16 protein-coding genes are annotated in these 17,801 nt (G+C 54.4%); 4 read left to right on the plus strand and 12 right to left on the minus strand.

Annotated elements, in window-relative coordinates; all coding sequences use genetic code 11:
* Positions 1-2 precede the first annotated feature (2 nt).
* The 3 genes from efeO to putP form a co-directional block, all read right to left on the minus strand.
* Positions 3-1,130 carry an iron uptake system protein EfeO gene (efeO, locus tag HV302_RS15610; protein ID WP_016156169.1) on the minus strand — a complete coding sequence of 376 codons (1,128 nt, stop codon included), beginning with the start codon at positions 1,128-1,130 and terminating at the stop codon, positions 3-5.
* Positions 1,131-1,188: 58 nt separating this feature from the next.
* Positions 1,189-2,022, minus strand: coding sequence for an iron uptake transporter permease EfeU (gene efeU / locus HV302_RS15615; RefSeq protein ID WP_181626249.1), 834 nt, complete (start codon positions 2,020-2,022; stop codon positions 1,189-1,191).
* A gap of 214 nt (positions 2,023-2,236) precedes the next feature.
* The gene (gene putP / locus HV302_RS15620) at positions 2,237-3,745 is read right to left on the minus strand and encodes a sodium/proline symporter PutP (RefSeq protein WP_016152586.1); all 1,509 of its coding nucleotides are present in this window, start codon (positions 3,743-3,745) and stop codon (positions 2,237-2,239) included.
* A gap of 422 nt (positions 3,746-4,167) precedes the next feature.
* Between putP and putA the strand changes: the two genes are divergently transcribed.
* Entirely contained in the window at positions 4,168-8,130 is a 3,963-nt protein-coding gene (gene putA / locus HV302_RS15625; protein ID WP_046274461.1) for a trifunctional transcriptional regulator/proline dehydrogenase/L-glutamate gamma-semialdehyde dehydrogenase, read from the plus strand.
* Positions 8,131-8,189: 59 nt separating this feature from the next.
* Positions 8,190-8,585, plus strand: coding sequence for a lysozyme inhibitor LprI family protein (locus tag HV302_RS15630; protein WP_016156166.1), 396 nt, complete (start codon positions 8,190-8,192; stop codon positions 8,583-8,585).
* On the opposite strand, the gene rutR is transcribed toward HV302_RS15630, so the two are convergent.
* The 3 genes from rutR to HV302_RS15645 form a co-directional block, all read right to left on the minus strand.
* On the minus strand, positions 8,582-9,220 hold the full coding sequence (gene rutR, locus HV302_RS15635; protein WP_016156165.1) for an HTH-type transcriptional regulator RutR: 639 nt from the start codon (positions 9,218-9,220) through the stop codon (positions 8,582-8,584). The two genes, HV302_RS15630 and rutR, sit on opposite strands and share 4 nt — an antisense overlap.
* A 58-nt stretch (positions 9,221-9,278) precedes the next feature.
* Positions 9,279-10,193, minus strand: a complete 915-nt coding sequence (locus HV302_RS15640) for a DMT family transporter (RefSeq protein ID WP_047359350.1) — start codon at positions 10,191-10,193, stop codon at positions 9,279-9,281.
* Positions 10,194-10,358: 165 nt separating this feature from the next.
* Entirely contained in the window at positions 10,359-10,532 is a 174-nt protein-coding gene (locus HV302_RS15645) for a general stress protein (RefSeq protein ID WP_003036022.1), read from the minus strand.
* A gap of 386 nt (positions 10,533-10,918) precedes the next feature.
* On the opposite strand from HV302_RS15645, the gene wrbA reads away from it, so the two are divergent.
* Together wrbA and HV302_RS15655 are read left to right on the plus strand one after the other, a co-directional pair.
* On the plus strand, positions 10,919-11,515 hold the full coding sequence (gene wrbA / locus HV302_RS15650; RefSeq protein WP_003832057.1) for an NAD(P)H:quinone oxidoreductase: 597 nt from the start codon (positions 10,919-10,921) through the stop codon (positions 11,513-11,515).
* Between the two features lie 20 nt (positions 11,516-11,535).
* Positions 11,536-11,763, plus strand: coding sequence for a YccJ family protein (locus HV302_RS15655; RefSeq protein WP_016152581.1), 228 nt, complete (start codon positions 11,536-11,538; stop codon positions 11,761-11,763).
* 38 nt (positions 11,764-11,801) lie between these two features.
* Here the strand turns inward: HV302_RS15655 and agp are convergent, their stop codons facing one another.
* The 6 genes from agp to HV302_RS15685 form a co-directional block, all read right to left on the minus strand.
* Positions 11,802-13,043, minus strand: coding sequence for a bifunctional glucose-1-phosphatase/inositol phosphatase (agp, locus tag HV302_RS15660; RefSeq protein ID WP_016156163.1), 1,242 nt, complete (start codon positions 13,041-13,043; stop codon positions 11,802-11,804).
* Positions 13,044-13,130: 87 nt separating this feature from the next.
* Positions 13,131-13,838 (minus strand): ArsR/SmtB family transcription factor, encoded by a 708-nt coding sequence (locus HV302_RS15665; RefSeq protein WP_181627473.1) that lies wholly within the window; start codon positions 13,836-13,838, stop codon positions 13,131-13,133.
* A 69-nt stretch (positions 13,839-13,907) separates the two neighbouring features.
* Positions 13,908-14,663 carry a sulfite exporter TauE/SafE family protein gene (locus HV302_RS15670; RefSeq protein ID WP_016156161.1) on the minus strand — a complete coding sequence of 252 codons (756 nt, stop codon included), beginning with the start codon at positions 14,661-14,663 and terminating at the stop codon, positions 13,908-13,910.
* A gap of 133 nt (positions 14,664-14,796) precedes the next feature.
* Positions 14,797-15,303 carry a protein disulfide oxidoreductase gene (locus HV302_RS15675; RefSeq protein ID WP_080858581.1) on the minus strand — a complete coding sequence of 169 codons (507 nt, stop codon included), beginning with the start codon at positions 15,301-15,303 and terminating at the stop codon, positions 14,797-14,799.
* On the minus strand, positions 15,293-15,916 hold the full coding sequence (locus HV302_RS15680; protein WP_016156160.1) for a DsbA family protein: 624 nt from the start codon (positions 15,914-15,916) through the stop codon (positions 15,293-15,295). Before HV302_RS15680 ends, HV302_RS15675 begins: the two co-directional genes overlap by 11 nt.
* A complete protein-coding gene (locus HV302_RS15685) occupies positions 15,913-17,793 on the minus strand; it encodes a protein-disulfide reductase DsbD family protein (protein ID WP_181626250.1) in 1,881 nt (626 codons plus the stop codon). Before HV302_RS15685 ends, HV302_RS15680 begins: the two co-directional genes overlap by 4 nt.
* Between the last annotated feature and the right edge of the window lie 8 nt (positions 17,794-17,801).

Below are 17,801 nucleotides of genomic sequence, written 5' to 3' on the forward strand. Positions count from 1 at the left end.
GCTTAATCCAGACCCAGAACACCGCGTAATTGCGACAAGTCTTCCGCCAGCGTCGTGATAGGCCCTTTCAGCGCATTGCGATCGGCGTCGGTCAGTTTGTCATAGGTTTCAAAACCGTCTTTGGTACGGTACTTGCTCAGAATGGTATCGACTTTTTTGAAGTTCGCATCCACCTTCGCCAACAGCTCAGCATTGGATTTTTGTAACTGAGGGCGCAGGAGATCGACGATTTTCTGCGCGCCATCGATATTGGCCTGGAAATCCCACAGATCGGTATGGCTGTAGCGATCCTCTTCTCCGCTAATTTTGCTGGCAGCGACTTCTTCAATCAGTCCTGCTGCCCCGCCAACCACTTTTGACGGTGGGAAGGCCAGTTCGCTAATACGCGTTTGCAGGTCAAGAACATCGCGGTTTAATTGGTCGGCATACTTGTCCATACCTTTGGTGGTGTTGTCGCCGAACAACGCTTTCTCCAGACGGTGGAAGCCGGTGAATTTAGGATCGGCGGCTTTTTGCTCATAATCATCTTCACGTGCATCGATGCTGCCGTCGAGATCGGAGAACAGTTCAGCAATCGGTTCAATACGCTCATAATGCTGACGGGTTGGCGCATACAGCGATTTCGCTTTTTCCAGATCGCCAGCTTTAATCGCATCGGTGAATGCTTTGGTGCCCGCAACCAGTTGTGCAGTTTCGGCTGTCACATAGGCTTTGTATTCAGTAATCGCGCCACTTAGGCTCAGCAGAGCATCGCCCTGCGCGGCATCCGCCGTTGCGCTACCTTTTACAATTAGTTTGCCTTTCGGGTTGGTCAACAGACCGCAGGTCATATCATATTCACCTGGCTGCAGGTTAGCTGTCATTTTCTGGCTAAAGCCCGGCGCAATGTTTTCACGTTCTTCAACCACCATAACCCCTTTAAGGATCTCCCACTCCAGCGCTTTCTGGCTGTGGTTCTGGATGATGAACTGCGTTTTCCCAGCGTTAACCGTGATCGTCATCGGCTCACACTGTTTGTCATTAACCGTGACTTTCACCTGCGGGATATCGGCGGCTTGTGCAGAAAAAGCGGAGGCAAACAGCGCGGCAATACCCAACTGCAGCGCACTACGGCGAAAATTAAACGTCATAACCTATCCCTATAAATAAGTATGTTGTAACTAAGGAGTATTCTGCATCGCGTTTTTATCAGGGTGCGGTACGCGATGCCGTAGTGCCTGAACGCGGCGGCAGTGCAAACATAATCAATGCCGGAATCAGGTAGATAAACCAAATGGCGACTTCACTGACGCTCGGCGCTTCCTGATAGCCGAAAATACCTTCCATCAATGTGCCAAACAGCGAATGCGTTGAAAGCACGCTGCTCATGTCAAACGCCACATCCTGAAAATGATTCCATAACCCGGCTTCGTGGAACGCGCGGATGGCCCCAGCGGCAAGACCAGCGGCCACCAGCAAAATGAACAGGCTGGTCCATTTGAAGAATGCCCCGAGGTTGAGGCGAATGCCGCCGAGGTAAATCAAGTAACCCAGTACCACCGCGGTGGCCAGCCCCAGCATCGCACCTAACGGTGGCCAAATGCCTACATCCTGCTGGAATGCCGCCAGCAGGAAGAACACCGATTCCAGCCCTTCACGGGCAACGGCAAAAAAGACCATCATCACCAGCGCCCAGCCGTGATGATTGCCGCGTTGCAACGCGTTATCGACAGCCTGTTCAAGCTGGACTTTGACGTTGCGCGAAACTTTACGCATCCAGAACACCATCCAGGTGAGGATCACCACGGCAATGACCGCCACGATGCCTTCAAACAGCTCCTGTTCCTTTTGCGGAAATTCACCGGTGGTTTCATTGATGAAAACGCCTAACGCCAGGCATAACGCCGCCGCCAGCAGAACACCAATCCACATCACACCAATCCATCGACAACGCTGAGTCCGTTTCAGGTAGCTGGCAATCAGGCTGACTATCAGCGCGGCCTCTAACCCTTCGCGCAACATAATAAGAAATGGAACAAACATGCGAAGAACCCTTAAACGTTATTCTCAGTCAATTGATGAAAAGAAAAGTAAATTACAGTGATAGTGATTATCATTACAGTAAAGAAAAACTCAAGCAGAATGTTTTGAGAATGATGACTTAATGTAAACAGTTAGGCGGGTAACGATTAGGGCGGTTTTGCAGCGGGGACAAATAAAAAAGCCCGCACGCGGCGGGCTTAAGGAGCGAGGCGGATTACTCTGCCTGTAAACGCGATGGCGGAGCTGTGTGATAATGCGCATCAGCCTCGGCAAAACGTTGCTGCATAGCGGCTGAAGGCGCTTTACCCAACAGGCTGAAGACCACAATACCGATGCTGCCGAAAATAAAGCCTGGGATGATTTCATACAGACCCAACCAGGCAAACTGCTTCCAGACGATTACCGTCACCGCACCGATGAGCATCCCGGCCAGCGCGCCGTTACGCGTCATACGCGACCACATTACGGAGAACAGAACCACCGGACCAAACGCCGCGCCAAAGCCGGCCCAGGCGTAGCTTACCAGACCAAGCACACGGTTCTCCGGGTTCGCCGCCAGCGCGATAGACACCAGCGCCACAACCAGCACCATGATGCGACCAATCCATACCAGCTCTTTCTGGCTGGCATTTTTACGCAGGAACGCTTTATACAAGTCTTCGGTGATTGCGCTGGAGCACACCAGCAGCTGGCAGCTCAGAGTCGACATCACCGCAGCGAGGATCGCAGACAGTAGAATACCGGCAATCCACGGGTTGAACAGGATTTGCGCCAGTTCAATAAACACGCGTTCGGCGTTCTGGTTAACGGCACCGGCAAGCTGTGGGTTGTTGTTAAAGTAAGCGATACCAAAGAAGCCAACGGCAACTGCACCTGCCAGACACAGGATCATCCAGGTCATACTGATGCGGCGAGCATGAACAATGCTATGGTGAGAATCAGCCGCCATAAAGCGCGCCAGAATATGCGGCTGACCGAAATAGCCTAGACCCCAGCCCATCAGGGAAATAATGGCAACAAAATTCAGCCCTTTGAACATGTCCACGTTCTCAATGCTCTTTTGTTTAATCACTTCCAGCGAATCATCAAACCCACCCACGCCAATGACTACCATTACCGGCGTCAGGATCAGGGCGAAGATCATCAGGCTGGCCTGGACGGTATCGGTCCAGCTTACCGCCAGGAAACCACCGATAAAGGTATAAATAATCGTCGCGGCCGCCCCTGCCCACAGCGCTGTTTCGTAACTCATGCCAAAGGTGCTTTCAAACAGACGCGCCCCTGCCACAATACCGGAAGCACAATAGATGGTGAAAAACAGCAGAATAACCAGCGCGGAGATAATACGCAGAATACGGCTTTTATCTTCAAAGCGACCGGTAAAGTAATCCGGTAACGTCAGCGCATTGTTATTGTATTCGGTATGCACGCGTAAACGTCCGGCCACCAGTTTCCAGTTGATCCACGCGCCCAAAATAAGGCCAATAGCGATCCAGCTTTCTGAAATCCCCGACAGGAAAATCGCGCCAGGCAGCCCCATCAGCAACCAGCCGCTCATGTCAGATGCCCCGGCGGATAACGCGGTCACGAATGGACCCAGACTGCGTCCACCCAGAATGTAATCGTCAAAGTTTTTGGTTGAACGCCATGCAATAAACCCTATCAATATCATGCCGAAAATATAGACACAGAATGTCACTAACATCGGTGTGCTAATAGCCATCAAAACTCTCCAAAATTATGTATCAGCAATGCCGTGGCTTGCCGTTTTATTACCCTGCCGGAACGTGGCAAAGATATCTATGTTTACCAGGGCGACCGTATCCTGCCGGAAGCGATGGTCATTCACAATCGATTTAACACACCATTTACATCAAATTTAATCCAGAGTAGATAGCATTTTTCTGTAGGTTGCACTCTCTCACACTTTTTTCGGTTGCACCTTTTAAAAGTGTTAACTACCGCAGAGAAAAAGATTCGGCAACTTTTATAGCCCCCGTCAAAACACTCACGTTTATTAACATTTCATTCATTTCCAAGCTTGCAAACCAAGTCACATTTAACACGGTTGCACAAAGTTGCAACATAGTGGATATTTCTCGGTAACTATCAGACCCGTATTTCAGTACAACAGGAGTAAACGGCATGGGAACCACCACGATGGGGGTTAAGCTGGATGACGCCACTCGCGAGCGTATTAAAACAGCAGCATCACGAATCGATCGCACGCCACATTGGCTGATCAAACAAGCCATTTTTAATTATCTCGAAAGACTGGAAAATGACGACGCGCTTCCTGAACTACCGGCCCTGCTGGCAGGTGCTGCGAATGAGGGCGATGAGTCGACCACGCTGCAAAATGAAGCGCATCAGCCTTTCCTGGAATTTGCTGAACAGATCCTGCCGCAGTCAGTTTCTCGCGCGGCAATCACCGCCGCTTACCGCCGCGCCGAAACTGACGCCGTACCGATGCTGATGGAGCAGGCTCGTCTGCCGCAGCCTATCGCCGAGCAGGCGCATAAGCTGGCATACGATCTGGCAGACAAACTGCGTAACCAGAAGACCGCCAGCGGCCGCGCCGGGATGGTACAAGGTTTATTGCAGGAATTCTCCCTTTCTTCACAGGAAGGCGTCGCGCTGATGTGTCTGGCCGAAGCCTTGCTGCGTATTCCAGATAAAGCGACCCGCGATGCATTAATCCGCGACAAGATCAGCAACGGTAACTGGCAGTCGCACATTGGCCGCAGCCCGTCTCTGTTCGTCAACGCGGCGACCTGGGGGCTGTTGTTTACCGGTCGTCTGGTTTCTACGCATAACGAAGCCAGCCTCTCACGCTCACTCAACCGTATTATCGGCAAGAGCGGTGAGCCGCTGGTGCGTAAAGGCGTCGACATGGCCATGCGCTTGATGGGCGAGCAGTTTGTCACCGGGGAGACCATCGCTGAAGCGCTGGCTAACGCGCGTAAACTGGAAGAAAAAGGCTTCCGTTACTCCTATGACATGCTGGGCGAAGCGGCCCTGACCGCCGCCGATGCACAGGCTTATATGGTTTCATACCAGCAGGCGATCCACGCCATTGGTAAAGCCTCTAACGGGCGCGGTATCTACGAAGGGCCAGGTATTTCTATCAAGCTGTCGGCACTGCATCCGCGTTACAGCCGTGCGCAGTATGATCGCGTAATGGATGAACTCTATCCTCGTCTGAAATCGCTTACTCTGCTGGCACGTCAGTACGACATCGGCATTAATATCGACGCCGAAGAGGCTGACCGACTGGAGATCTCCCTCGATCTGCTGGAAAAACTGTGCTTTGAACCCGAACTGGCAGGCTGGAACGGGATCGGTTTTGTTATCCAGGCCTACCAGAAGCGCTGCCCGTATGTTATCGACTACCTGATTGACCTCGCCACGCGCAGCCGCCGCCGCCTGATGATCCGTCTGGTTAAGGGCGCCTACTGGGATAGCGAAATTAAACGTGCCCAGATGGACGGTCTGGAAGGTTATCCGGTCTACACCCGTAAGGTGTACACCGACGTTTCTTACCTGGCCTGTGCGAAAAAACTGCTTGCCGTACCGAATCTGATCTACCCGCAGTTCGCCACCCACAACGCCCATACGCTGGCGGCGATTTATCAGTTAGCCGGTCAAAACTACTATCCAGGCCAGTACGAGTTTCAGTGCCTGCACGGCATGGGCGAACCGCTGTATGAGCAGGTCACCGGCAAAGTTGCGGATGGCAAACTGAACCGTCCATGCCGCATTTATGCACCGGTCGGCACGCACGAAACGCTGCTGGCGTACCTGGTGCGTCGTCTGCTGGAAAACGGCGCCAACACCTCGTTCGTCAACCGCATTGCCGACACGACCCTGCCGCTGGATGAACTGGTTGCCGATCCGGTCGAGGCTGTTGAAAAACTGGCGCAGCAAGAAGGTCAGGCCGGTCTGCCGCATCCGAAGATTGCCCTGCCGCGCGACCTGTACGGTAAAGGCCGCGAAAACTCAGGCGGGCTGGATTTAGCTAACGAACATCGTCTGGCCTCGCTGTCCTCTGCCCTGCTCAACAGCGCGCTACAAAAATGGCACGCTAAACCCATTCTGGAGCACCCGGTTGCTGACGGAGAAATGACGCCAGTCGTTAACCCGGCCGAGCCGAAAGACATTGTCGGTTACGTGCGTGAGGCGACTCACGCTGAAGTAGAACAGGCGTTACAGAACGCAGCGAATAACGCGCCGATCTGGTTCGCCACACCGCCACAAGAGCGCGCCGCCATTTTGCATCGTGCCGCCGTTCTGATGGAAGGTCAGATGCAGCAGCTGATTGGCATCCTGGTACGCGAAGCGGGTAAAACCTTCAGCAACGCCATTGCGGAAGTGCGCGAAGCGGTAGACTTCCTGCATTATTATGCCGGTCAGGTTCGCGATGATTTCGATAATGAAACCCATCGACCATTAGGACCGGTGGTTTGTATCAGCCCATGGAACTTCCCGCTGGCTATTTTCACCGGGCAGATTGCCGCCGCGCTGGCGGCGGGTAACAGCGTGCTGGCGAAACCGGCGGAACAAACCCCGTTAATTGCCGCCCAGGGCATCGCTATTTTGCTCGAAGCGGGTGTACCGCCGGGCGTGGTGCAACTGTTGCCTGGTCAGGGTGAAACCGTCGGGGCGCAGCTCACTTCCGATGAGCGCGTACGCGGCGTCATGTTTACCGGCTCAACGGAAGTCGCCACGCTGTTGCAACGCAATATTGCCACCCGCCTTGATGCTCAGGGGCGTCCAATCCCGCTTATCGCCGAAACCGGTGGGATGAACGCAATGATTGTCGACTCCTCCGCGTTGACGGAACAGGTCGTGGTCGACGTTCTGGCTTCAGCGTTTGACAGCGCCGGACAGCGATGCTCCGCGCTGCGCGTCCTGTGTCTGCAGGATGATGTAGCCGACCATACGCTGAAAATGCTGCGCGGCGCGATGGCGGAATGTCGCATGGGTAATCCAGGTCGCCTGACCACCGATATTGGGCCGGTAATTGATGAAGAAGCCAAAACCAATATTGAACGCCATATTCAGGCCATGCGCGCCAAAGGACGTCCGGTGTTTCAGGCCGTGCGCGAAAACAGCGACGATGCGCGTGAATGGCAAACCGGTACCTTTATTGCTCCGACGCTGATCGAGCTGGAAAGCTTCGACGAATTACAAAAAGAGGTGTTTGGTCCGGTACTGCACGTCGTGCGCTACACCCGTAACAATCTGGGCAACCTGATTGAGCAAATTAATGCCTCCGGCTACGGCCTGACGCTGGGCGTACACACCCGTATCGATGAAACCATCGCCCAGGTCACAGGATCGGCACACGTGGGGAACCTGTACGTTAACCGCAATATGGTCGGCGCCGTCGTCGGCGTGCAGCCATTCGGTGGCGAAGGCTTGTCTGGTACCGGGCCAAAAGCAGGTGGACCGCTGTATCTGTATCGCCTGCTGGCTAACCGCCCGGAAAATGCGTTAGGCATTACGTTTGCCCGCCAGGATGCCGACTACCCGGTCGATGCGCAGCTTAAAGCTGCACTCGTTCAGCCGCTGGAAGCGCTCAGCGAATGGGCAACCGATCGACCCTCACTGCATGCGCTCTGCCAGCAGTTTGGCGAACTGGCGCAGGCCGGTACTCAGCGTCTGCTGCCAGGACCCACTGGCGAGCGCAATACCTGGACGCTGTTGCCGCGTGAACGCGTACTCTGTATCGCCGATGATGAACAGGATGCGCTGGTACAGATTGCGGCCGTAGCTTCCGTTGGTAGCTTAATCCTGTGGCCAGATGATGCGTTCCATCGTGAACTGGCAAAACGTCTGCCTGCCGCGGTCTCCGGGCGCATTCAGTTTGCCAAAGCGGACAACATAACCACGCAGCCGTTTGATGCCGTTATTTTCCACGGCGATTCCGATCAACTGCGTTCCCTGTGCGAAGCGGTAGCTGCCCGCGAAGGGGCGATTGTATCAGTCCAGGGCTTTGCCCGTGGCGAAAGCAATATTCTGCTGGAGAGGCTGTACATTGAACGCTCCTTGAGCGTCAATACCGCCGCTGCCGGGGGGAACGCCAGCCTGATGACAATCGGCTAAGGTTGTGGTTAATTAAGGCTCCGGTAACGGGGCCTTTTTTTATGGATCCAGAGGGAAGCATGAAACGAATCGTACTGACATGTGCAGCGCTGCTGTTGAGCGGCCAGGCGCTGGCGGATGACTGCGCCAACGCGAACACTCAGATTGAGATGAACACCTGTGCGGCAGAGCAGTTTAAGGCGGCCGACACCAAACTTAATGACACTTATCAGAATGCGCTTAAGCGCGCCGCCCCGACCCAGCGCGATTTACTGAAAAAAGCGCAAATCTCATGGATAACCCTGCGCGATGCGGACTGCGCGTTAATCAGTTCCGGCACCGAAGGCGGTAGCGCCCAGGCGATGATTTCCAGCCAGTGCCTGACGGATAAAACCAACGAGCGTGAAGCGTTTCTCGCCTCACTCTTACAGTGCGAAGAGGGCGATTTAAGCTGTCCGTTACCGCCAGCCAGTTAACGCACGCGGATCCCTTCAATAATCATCCGCTGCACGCTCTCCACCGTTTGGTTAAAAAAGGCTTCATCACGCAGCGTTGCGCCCGTTACCGCCTCTACCTGTGGGGCAAAGTCGGCGTAGTGCTGGGTTGAAGCCCAAATCATAAAAATCAGATGATGCGGATCGACCGGAGCCAGTTTCCCACTTTTGATCCAACCGGCAATCAGCGCCGATTTCTCATCAATTAGCGTTTTGAGATCGCCCGTTAATTCAGCCATCAATAAAGGCGCACCTGCCAGCATCTCCATACAAAACAGTCGTGAAGCCTGAGGGTAATCGCGCGACACTTCCAGCTTAAGGCGAATGTATTCTTTAATGGCCACCAGCGGCGCAAAGTCTTCGCGAAAAGCCTTCAACGGAGCCAGCCAGACGTCGAGGATTTGCCGCAAAACGGCAATATAGAGCACCTCTTTTGACGGGAAGTAATAAAGCAGATTCGTTTTTGACACACCCGCCTGCTCAGCGACCTGTTCGAGACGCGTGCCGTGGATCCCATATTGGGAGAAGATATTTAATGCCGCGGTTAATATGGCCTGGCGTTTTGCACTGACGGCCTGCGAGCGCTTACCTGTTTTTTTCTCTGCGCGTTGGACCATGCGCCCTCTCCTTCTTGTGAGGGCGTCAGCATACCAAATCACGCGGTGAATGGTTAAATTAAAGCGACTCCGGCGGTGCCTCTTGCACTACCCCTTTTTTCTTTTTGAACTTCAGTTCGCTGACCAGCACGCCAACAATAATGAATGCTGCGCCGAGCAAAGCCAGTAGCGGTAAGCGTTCCCCCGCCAGGCGACCAAAGATCCCCGCCCACACCGGCTCACCGGTATAAATGACCGTCGCGCGCGTCGGCGAAACGCTGCGCTGTGCCCAGTTCATGGTAACCTGAATAATCGCACTGAAAATCCCCAACCCCAGCGCCACCACCAGCAATCCCGTAGACATCGGGGGTACGGTCTCTCCGGCCGGTCCCATCGCAATAAACGCCACTATCGAAGCGGTTGCCAGTTGTACCACCGTTACCCGCCGCACATCCACTTTTCCCGCCCACGCGCTAATCAGGATAATTTCTGCCGCAATCGCCACCGCGCCGGCGAGTGTGATCCACTCTCCTTCACCTAAAGCCAGCAAATTGCCTCCTGGTCCGGCGAGAAAAATCAACCCGATAAAGGCCAGCACAATGCCGACACACGGCATCAGGCCGGGCATACGCCCCAGACACAGCCATTGTAAAAGCGGTACCAACGGCACATACATCGCGGTAATAAATGCCGATTTACTGCTGGGAATAAACTGTAGTCCCCAGGTTTGCAGACTATAGCCCAACGCAATTGCGATACCGATCGCAACGCCTGCTTTGACTTCCAGCCACGTCAGTTTATGCAATGAGCGTAGTGACAAAAGCGCGACCGCCAGCGCAGCGGTGGCAAAACGCACGCCGACAAAGAAAAAAGGTCCGCTCAGGGTAACGGCATATTGCACGGCCAAAAACGTGCCACCCCAGAACATAGTGATCACAATGAGGATCGCTTCCTGAGGTTTAACAGAGAAGGAATAACGAGAAAGTAATGACATGAGACACCCGATTAACTGAATGTCGTTAGTCTGCGTTGCGTTTTGTTACAGTTCAACCTTGCAGACAAAAAAAACCGCCGGAAGAAACCGGCGGCGGTGGGTGGCTACGTAACGTCTGACTCTGATCCTCAGCCGTCACGGCATATCTGACAGCTAGCCCGGCAATTACGATTTGTTGTTGCCGTGGCTATTTTTGCCCCCTTTTTTGCCTGCCTCTGAAGCGCGTTGCGGGTCATTCTTAAAATTGCCCCCGCTGTGCTGGCCACCTTTTCGACCTGCTTCTGATGCTCTTTCGCGATCTTCCGCAAAGTTGCCGGAACCGCCTCGATGGTTTGCCATTACTGACCTCCGTCATTGATTAGACATCATATTGCATAGGTACTGAGGAGTGATACCTCACGCAGCGTTACGGGCGATACCCTGAAAATAACTGCGTGGGATTAAGCATAGTGAAGCGTGGCCTGAGCAGCCGCTAACTGTAATATCCTGCAACAGGATTGGTGGTGATAGAGAAATAATCACAGCGAGAAATCAATAAGTCTTTCTTATGACTACCAAATTCCACCCGGTTAAATATGTATCATTTTGCAACAAGAGAAGTTGTTATAAAAATTGTTATAAATCAAAGAAGTGATTGTGAAATTTGCACTCCTGACAGTACGTCATATCTTTAAAGGTAGGTAGCGAGTCGCTACGGACACGGTTAACTCGAGGAGTAGTGTAAAATGGCAAAAGTTCTGGTGCTTTATTATTCCATGTACGGACACATTGAAACTATGGCCCATGCAGTCGCAGAAGGCGCAAATAAGGTTGATGGCGCGGAAGTGATTATTAAGCGCGTACCAGAGACCATGCAGCCGGAGATTTTCCTCAAAGCTGGCGGCAAAACACAAAACGCACCAGTCGCAACCCCGCAAGAACTGGCAGATTACGATGCCATTATTTTTGGTACCCCCACACGCTTTGGCAATATGTCCGGTCAGATGCGCACCTTCCTCGACCAGACTGGCGGGCTGTGGGCTTCAGGCGGCCTGTACGGCAAACTCGCCAGCGTATTCAGCTCGACAGGAACCGGCGGCGGTCAGGAACAAACCATTACATCAACCTGGACTACGCTTGCTCACCATGGGATGGTGATTGTGCCTATCGGTTACGCGGCGCAAGAGCTGTTTGATGTTTCTCAAGTTCGCGGCGGTACCCCTTACGGCGCAACCACCATCGCCGGAGGCGACGGCTCTCGCCAGCCAAGTCAGGAAGAATTATCTATCGCCCGCTATCAGGGTGAATATGTCGCAGGTCTGGCAGTAAAACTCAACGGCTAATCTTCAACAGGAGGATTCGAATGCCAACTCAAGAAGCGAAAGCCCATCGCGTCGGCGAATGGGCAAGTCTGCGCAATACATCGCCGGAAATAGCCGAAGCCATTTTTGAAGTCGCGCATTATGACGAGAAACTGGCGGAAAAAATTTGGGAAGAAGGTAGCGACGAGGTGCTCATCAAAGCCTTTAAGAAAACAGACAAAGATTCGCTCTTTTGGGGTGAACAGACTATCGAACGCAAAAACGTCTAGCGCTCAGACTCCCCCGCGAACACGGGGGAGTTTTTCTTTTACTTAGCCGCCTCATTCAACACGCTGTCGAACTTATCTATCGGGCAAAAGCCATCCGCATCTATCGGACACCCTTTCAGCTCCAGCGTTACGCGTTGCGCCGGGGATTTCAGAGTCAGAACGTCTGCATTACGCAACTGCTGTGAGCTCTGATACACGTACTCGATTTTCATCAGATCACGATTCGCGTTGCTGTCATGCCAGCGCTGGAAGACAATCTTCCCGCCAATCGGCGTACGCTCGTTCTGATCGTGAAGCTGGTACGGTTTGAAATCCAGCGCGGTGAGCAGCGATGCGATGTTTGAGTCATGCCCCACCAGCACGGTTATTTTTGGCGCTTTTACGCGTTCAGTAACCAGCGCATTATCAATATACTTCACCAGCGGTTTGGCGACGTTCTGCGCCACTTCCGGGGAGGTGAACAGGCTGTCCTGATAGCCATTTTTCAGCTTCGACAGAACCTTCCACTGTTGATCGGATTTAATCTCGCCCCAGGCAACCTTATCCATCGGGAAGCCTTCGTAATATTGCAGCGTGAAGGCATCAACCAGCGAATTTCCGACCTTCAGCGGCCCCGAAACCCCAGGCTCCTGCTGATATTTCGCGCTAAACGTATCTTTGGCATCGGTCAGGGAACACTGCTGTTTTTCTTTGCAGGACGGAGAGTCTTTGTAGTCGGTCATTTGCTCAAGCAACTGATAGCTGTCGTTGAGCTGCATTTGGCTACGCTCTTTCTCCATTGCCTGAACCGCCTGCTGGCTGAAGGCGGCGGAATCATCGGTGATCACCGGGTTAAAGGTGGGATCCATGGTGCCCATTTTTTCCTGATGATGGACCGGGACGTCGCAACCCGGGAAAGCACCGGTGACAAAGAACTGCGCCGTCGCGACCGTACGCTGCAGGCTGTTAGCATAGGTATAAACCGTACCCGGCGCCGGACATTCGCCCGATTTCACCATCCCCTGCTCTGCCAGCCACTCTCGCATATAGTGGCCCATATAGATTTCCAGCACGCCGCCTTTGGTGGTCAGTTGTCCGCCGGGGACATCCCATTCTGGCCATTGTTTGGGGGTGGACTGCTCAAGAACACTGCCATTATTGGCTAAAGGTGCGCGTAAGTTATGCCGACTCATCATCAATACTTGCTGAAGCTGATAGCCTTCCGGCGCGGTCTGCGCCTGCGCGGCGGTTGACATTAATACAGCCCCTGCCACGGCTGCGGCGATTAACGATTTATTCATCCCTACGACCTCTTGTTGTTATCAATCACAACAGAGTGTGACAGAAATATGACATATTTCCCGGAACGCTTTCGCAAAACGCACCATCTATGGTGTCGTTTTAATACCGAACTCGGTTTCTAATTTGCGAATGCCATGCGGGGTGAAGGTGACGCGGCGACCACTCAGCTCCGTTTTTATCCATCGTTTTTCAATCAGCCAGCGTAGCAGCGATGCGCCAAGCACGCCGCCGGGATGGTAACGTCGTTCACTCCAGTCCAGACAACCGCAGGTTAATTTCCGCCGCGATGCGCTCGCAGCAAGGACAATCCCCATTTGTGCCAGTTTTTCCTGCCCAAGAGACGTCAGCGTTTCACCATCCGGCGTTAACCATTGACGGGAAACCAGCGTATCGAACAGCCTCACCGCCACCTCGCCAGCAAGATGATCGTAGCAGGTTCGGGCATGTCGTAAGCCTGGCGGCGTCGTGATTTTTCGTGGCGTAGATGTAGCCCACGCCACGCCCATCAGGCGCTCCAGCAGTTCAGCGATATCGGAGCCTGCAAGGCGAAAATAACGATGCCTGCCCTGCGCGAGCGCCACAACAAAACGTTGTTCGCACAGACGCGCCAGATGCGCACTGGCGGTTGACGCTGACACATCCGCCACTGCGCTGAGCTCGGTCGCGGTCCAGGCGCGGCCATCCATCAGGGCGCACAACATTCGCGAGCGCGATTTATCGGCCATCGCCGCCGCGGTGAGCGCCATTCGCGACTCCAGAGCGCTCTCTTCCTCACTTAACATCACTGATGCCATAGCGACCTCTTTGACCCTGAATGTCTGAATTAACGATGCCATGAAAGCGTTCTAAAGTCAGCGCACAGGTCACACCGCACGCAGCATCATCTCGATACCCAACCCGACCAAACAAAACAGAAAACAACGTTTAAACACGAGCGGAGAAATAACCCGTCGTACACGGGTTCCTAACCACTGACCAATCAGCGCGGGAACAATGGCCAAAGCCGATAAGCTCAACGACTGTACGGGCAGCGCGTTGTGCCACCACAGACCAAGCGCCAAAGCCAATGTCGAAAACGTAAAAGAGATCCCGAGCGCCTGAACCAGTTCATCCTTCTCAAAACCCAATGACTGGATCCAGGGCACGGCGGGCATCACAAACACACCGGTTCCACCAGTCAATAAGCCAGTAACAAATCCTATGACGAGGGAGTACGGTTTTTCATGCTGCGGAGCCACTGCGATTTTCTTTCCGGCCAGCGTCCAGATAGCGTAAGCCACCAGCGCCACGCCAAGCGCAAACTGGGTACGGGTGGTATCGCCGCCGGTAATCCAGGCGCTGGCAAGCAGTGTCGCCACCACCACCGTCAATAACATTGGCCACAGTCGTTTGACTAATTGACGCGTATTTCCGCCACCGCCAAACTGAAACAGATTGCTAATCAGCGAAGGCAACAGCAGCATGGCCGCCGCCGCAACCGGCGAAATAAGCGATCCGAGGATCCCCATAGCCACGGTGGGCAATCCCATACCAGTGACGCCTTTTACCATCCCGGCGAGGACAAACGTGGCGGCAATCATCATCACCAGAGCGGGCCCAAACGCTAACGAACTCGTCATGTTGCACTTTCCTGAAAAAGAGAAGATGACCCATTCTGGACGTTAATCGCGGCACTCGCTTCGCCAGGCAACGAAATATGTCTTCCCGCTTACGGGTAATAATATAAAAATGCCGGGTTTCCCCGGCACATTATCAGAACGTTTTGGCCCACCACAGCCGAAGCTTCATGCCCCAGTAGCTGGTCCAGCCGCTGGTTGTTGACACCACCCGACCTTGTGACACTACCACCAGCGTGGGCGTGACGCTAATCGCCCAACTGCGGGAAATTGCCCCGTTCGCATCATTGATGACCGGAAAGTCCACGCCTTTACGCGACAGCCAACGAGACACCTCAGCTTCACTGCCGGAGCGTAACGCAATGGTCATCACGTTTGCCCCTTCCGAACGCAGCCTGGCGACTTCCGGCGTCGTGAAGCGGCAAACGCCGCACCAGCTCGCCCAGAAATAAAGCAGCACCGGCTCGTCTTTGCTGAGCGCCGCCAGCGTGACGGTTTCACCATCCAGCGTTTGCAAAGGCGTGCTGTCAAAAGAGCCAGGGAGCTGCGGCGCGCGCCAGACATCCATCAGCAGCATCGCCCCTGCCAACAGCGCCAGTAAGATCAGCCCTTCGCGCAGCCAGCGGCGCAGTTTACTGAGCATTTGCCGCCGCCAGCTTTTCTTTGACCACTTCCTCAAGGGTTTCCCACGGCACCGCACCGGGAATAAGCTCATCACCAATAATCGTTGCGGGGGTGCCCTGCACGCCCACCAGTCGCGCCAGTTGCAGGTTAGTGCTTAGCGTTTCAGCACTTTGGGCATCCAACGCCACCGGACTGGCTCCCGATTTTTCCTGCGCCTGTTTGATACTGACGTCGGTATGGTAACCCTTTTTCTGCATCAGTTTTTCATGTAGCGCCAGAAACTGCTGCGGATGCTCAAGCCAGGTAGTCAGCACGGTCCGCGCCGCCAGTTCCGAACTTTCCCCTTTAAACGGCAGCGGTTTAATCACTACCGCCACGTCAGGATATTTCTGCACAATTTTTTCCAGCATGGGATCCAGTTGCTTGCAGTACGGGCAGTTGTAATCGGTGAAGTTTATCAGGGTCAGTTTCGCCTGCTTAGCGCCAATCCGCGGGCTGTTGGGATCGTTAAACAGGGCCTCCTGGATTAATGCTTCAATTTGCTTTTCCTGTTCCGGTGTAAACGGTGCAGGCTCTTTCGCTACGCTGACGGCAGAAAACAGGGTTAACAGCAGAACAATCATTATTTTCATGGGGTTGCTCCTTTGGCGTCGGTCAACGTTTGCAATACCGCATCGCGGGTTAACAACGTTGGTAACGCCTGGCCTTCCGGCAGACCGGGGCCATAAATTTGGTTATACGGCACAGCAACCTGGCCGCGTTTTTTCAGAAATTCGGTGATGGCTTCAGAAGGGAGCGTCCAGTCGCCGCGCAGCGCCACTACATCCGGCTGTTGCAACGCGGCCTGTACGTCATCTTTATGCAACACGTTGTATTTGTTCACCTTACAAGTGATGCACCAGTCGGCAGTGACGTCAATGAACACACGCTTATGTTGCGCCAGCGCATCCTCAATCGCCTGCTCGCTAAGCGGTTGCCAGTTCACGCTTTCTTTAGCGCTAGCGTGTCCGGCCAGCCCTAAATGCGGGAGCAGCAACGTCGCAAGCCAGATAGCCGAACCCAGCATCATGACACCGAGAAGACGCCGCAAAATATTCATCCAGCGTCCCGGACGCGGCAAACGCAGCGCCAGACCGGGACGCAGAGCCACCAGCAGCCACGGCAAGCTCATCCCCAGGCCGAGTGCGATAAACAGTCCCCACAACGTTGGCAGCGAAGCGGTCAATGCCACCGCTACCGCCGTTCCGAGAAACGGGGCGCTGCACGGCGTGGCGAGCAGGGTCGCAAATGCGCCTTGCCAGAAATGTCCCGACAAGCCGTTGCCACCGCGAGTCGCCAGCGTGGTGGTCATCGCCGAAGGCAGGCGGAATTCAAACCACCCGAACAGGCTGGCGCTGAACGTCAGCATCACCACGACCATGACGCCAATGAACCACGGGTTCTGAAACTGGATCCCCCAGCCCAGCGCCTGATTGGTTAAACGTAGCACTGTCATCAATAGCGCCAGGGCCATAAAGGAGACCAGGATCCCGGCTACCGATGCGAGGAATTGACGGCGGATCTGGCGACGGCTTTTTTCCTCAACCAGCAAAATAGAGCCCAGTTTCATGCCGAGAACCGGTAACACACAGGGCATCAGGTTGAGGATTAAACCGCCCAGCAGCGCCATTAGCACCACCTGCCACAATGGGAGTGAGGCGTTCTCAATAACCGGGGCTTCGCCAATCGCAAGACGACTTTCCTGGGCAACACCGTTATCTGCCAGCACCAGCGTGACCGACTTACCGCGTAAATCCGGCGCGCCTTCCCCCCAACCGTCATGAACAGGTACCGTGGCGCGTAACGTCTCACCTGCGACGTGAATTTGCGGCATGCCAAAATCAGCATCATCAACGGCGTCCAGATACAGCCCAGGCGCAGTCCAGCCTCCCGCGCGGTGAGCCTCGACGACCAGCTCGCCGGCCCGTGCGCCAGCGCGCAAAGTATCGGTCAGGCCGCTGGCAAGCGGGATCTGCCCCATTGCCTGCGCATAGTCATGCGCAAAAGTCGGGTCCTGGGTCGTGGAGGTCACGGAAAAAGGAAAATCCGTCAACAGGCAAACGTTGCTACAGGTGGATAGCGTCAAAACACCGCTAAGCGTGGCGGGCGATCTGCCGCGCACAACCATCGGGAATGTCACATTATCGTGATAGCCCTGGGTCGTGATATTAGCGACCTCAAAGCGTGCAGGGGTTGGCCAGAACCAGTCGACCGCAGGCATTTCCCCTTGCCAGGCGATAGATGGCGCGACGCCTCCCTCGCCCGGCGAACGCCAGTAGGTTTTCCAGCCGTCCTCCAGTTTAACATCCAGCAACAGACGAGTTTCGCCGCCTGAGGACGTATCAGCGCGTAACCGCACGCTGGCGTGATCGTTATCGGGTGAACGCAGCCAGCCGGGTTCAGCCGCCCAGGATACGGGCAGCCATAGCAATAACAGACAGAGCAGCGCCTGCCTGAAAACAGTCATCATATATTTTC

The organism is Citrobacter sp. RHBSTW-00859, assembly GCF_013729795.1.
Taxonomy (GTDB): domain Bacteria; phylum Pseudomonadota; class Gammaproteobacteria; order Enterobacterales; family Enterobacteriaceae; genus Citrobacter; species Citrobacter braakii.

Bases quoted from the DNA above. Each gene is read 5' to 3' on its own strand.
- efeO (WP_016156169.1), bottom strand. From the start codon at position 1,130: ATGACGTTTAATTTTCGCCGTAGTGCGCTGCAGTTGGGTATTGCCGCG.
- efeU (WP_181626249.1), bottom strand. From the start codon at position 2,022: ATGTTTGTTCCATTTCTTATTATGTTGCGCGAAGGGTTAGAGGCCGCG.
- putP (WP_016152586.1), bottom strand. From the start codon at position 3,745: ATGGCTATTAGCACACCGATGTTAGTGACATTCTGTGTCTATATTTTC.
- putA (WP_046274461.1), top strand. From the start codon at position 4,168: ATGGGAACCACCACGATGGGGGTTAAGCTGGATGACGCCACTCGCGAG.
- HV302_RS15630 (WP_016156166.1), top strand. From the start codon at position 8,190: ATGAAACGAATCGTACTGACATGTGCAGCGCTGCTGTTGAGCGGCCAG.
- rutR (WP_016156165.1), bottom strand. From the start codon at position 9,220: ATGGTCCAACGCGCAGAGAAAAAAACAGGTAAGCGCTCGCAGGCCGTC.
- HV302_RS15640 (WP_047359350.1), bottom strand. From the start codon at position 10,193: ATGTCATTACTTTCTCGTTATTCCTTCTCTGTTAAACCTCAGGAAGCG.
- HV302_RS15645 (WP_003036022.1), bottom strand. From the start codon at position 10,532: ATGGCAAACCATCGAGGCGGTTCCGGCAACTTTGCGGAAGATCGCGAA.
- wrbA (WP_003832057.1), top strand. From the start codon at position 10,919: ATGGCAAAAGTTCTGGTGCTTTATTATTCCATGTACGGACACATTGAA.
- HV302_RS15655 (WP_016152581.1), top strand. From the start codon at position 11,536: ATGCCAACTCAAGAAGCGAAAGCCCATCGCGTCGGCGAATGGGCAAGT.
- agp (WP_016156163.1), bottom strand. From the start codon at position 13,043: ATGAATAAATCGTTAATCGCCGCAGCCGTGGCAGGGGCTGTATTAATG.
- HV302_RS15665 (WP_181627473.1), bottom strand. From the start codon at position 13,838: ATGGCATCAGTGATGTTAAGTGAGGAAGAGAGCGCTCTGGAGTCGCGA.
- HV302_RS15670 (WP_016156161.1), bottom strand. From the start codon at position 14,663: ATGACGAGTTCGTTAGCGTTTGGGCCCGCTCTGGTGATGATGATTGCC.
- HV302_RS15675 (WP_080858581.1), bottom strand. From the start codon at position 15,303: ATGCTCAGTAAACTGCGCCGCTGGCTGCGCGAAGGGCTGATCTTACTG.
- HV302_RS15680 (WP_016156160.1), bottom strand. From the start codon at position 15,916: ATGAAAATAATGATTGTTCTGCTGTTAACCCTGTTTTCTGCCGTCAGC.
- HV302_RS15685 (WP_181626250.1), bottom strand. From the start codon at position 17,793: ATGATGACTGTTTTCAGGCAGGCGCTGCTCTGTCTGTTATTGCTATGG.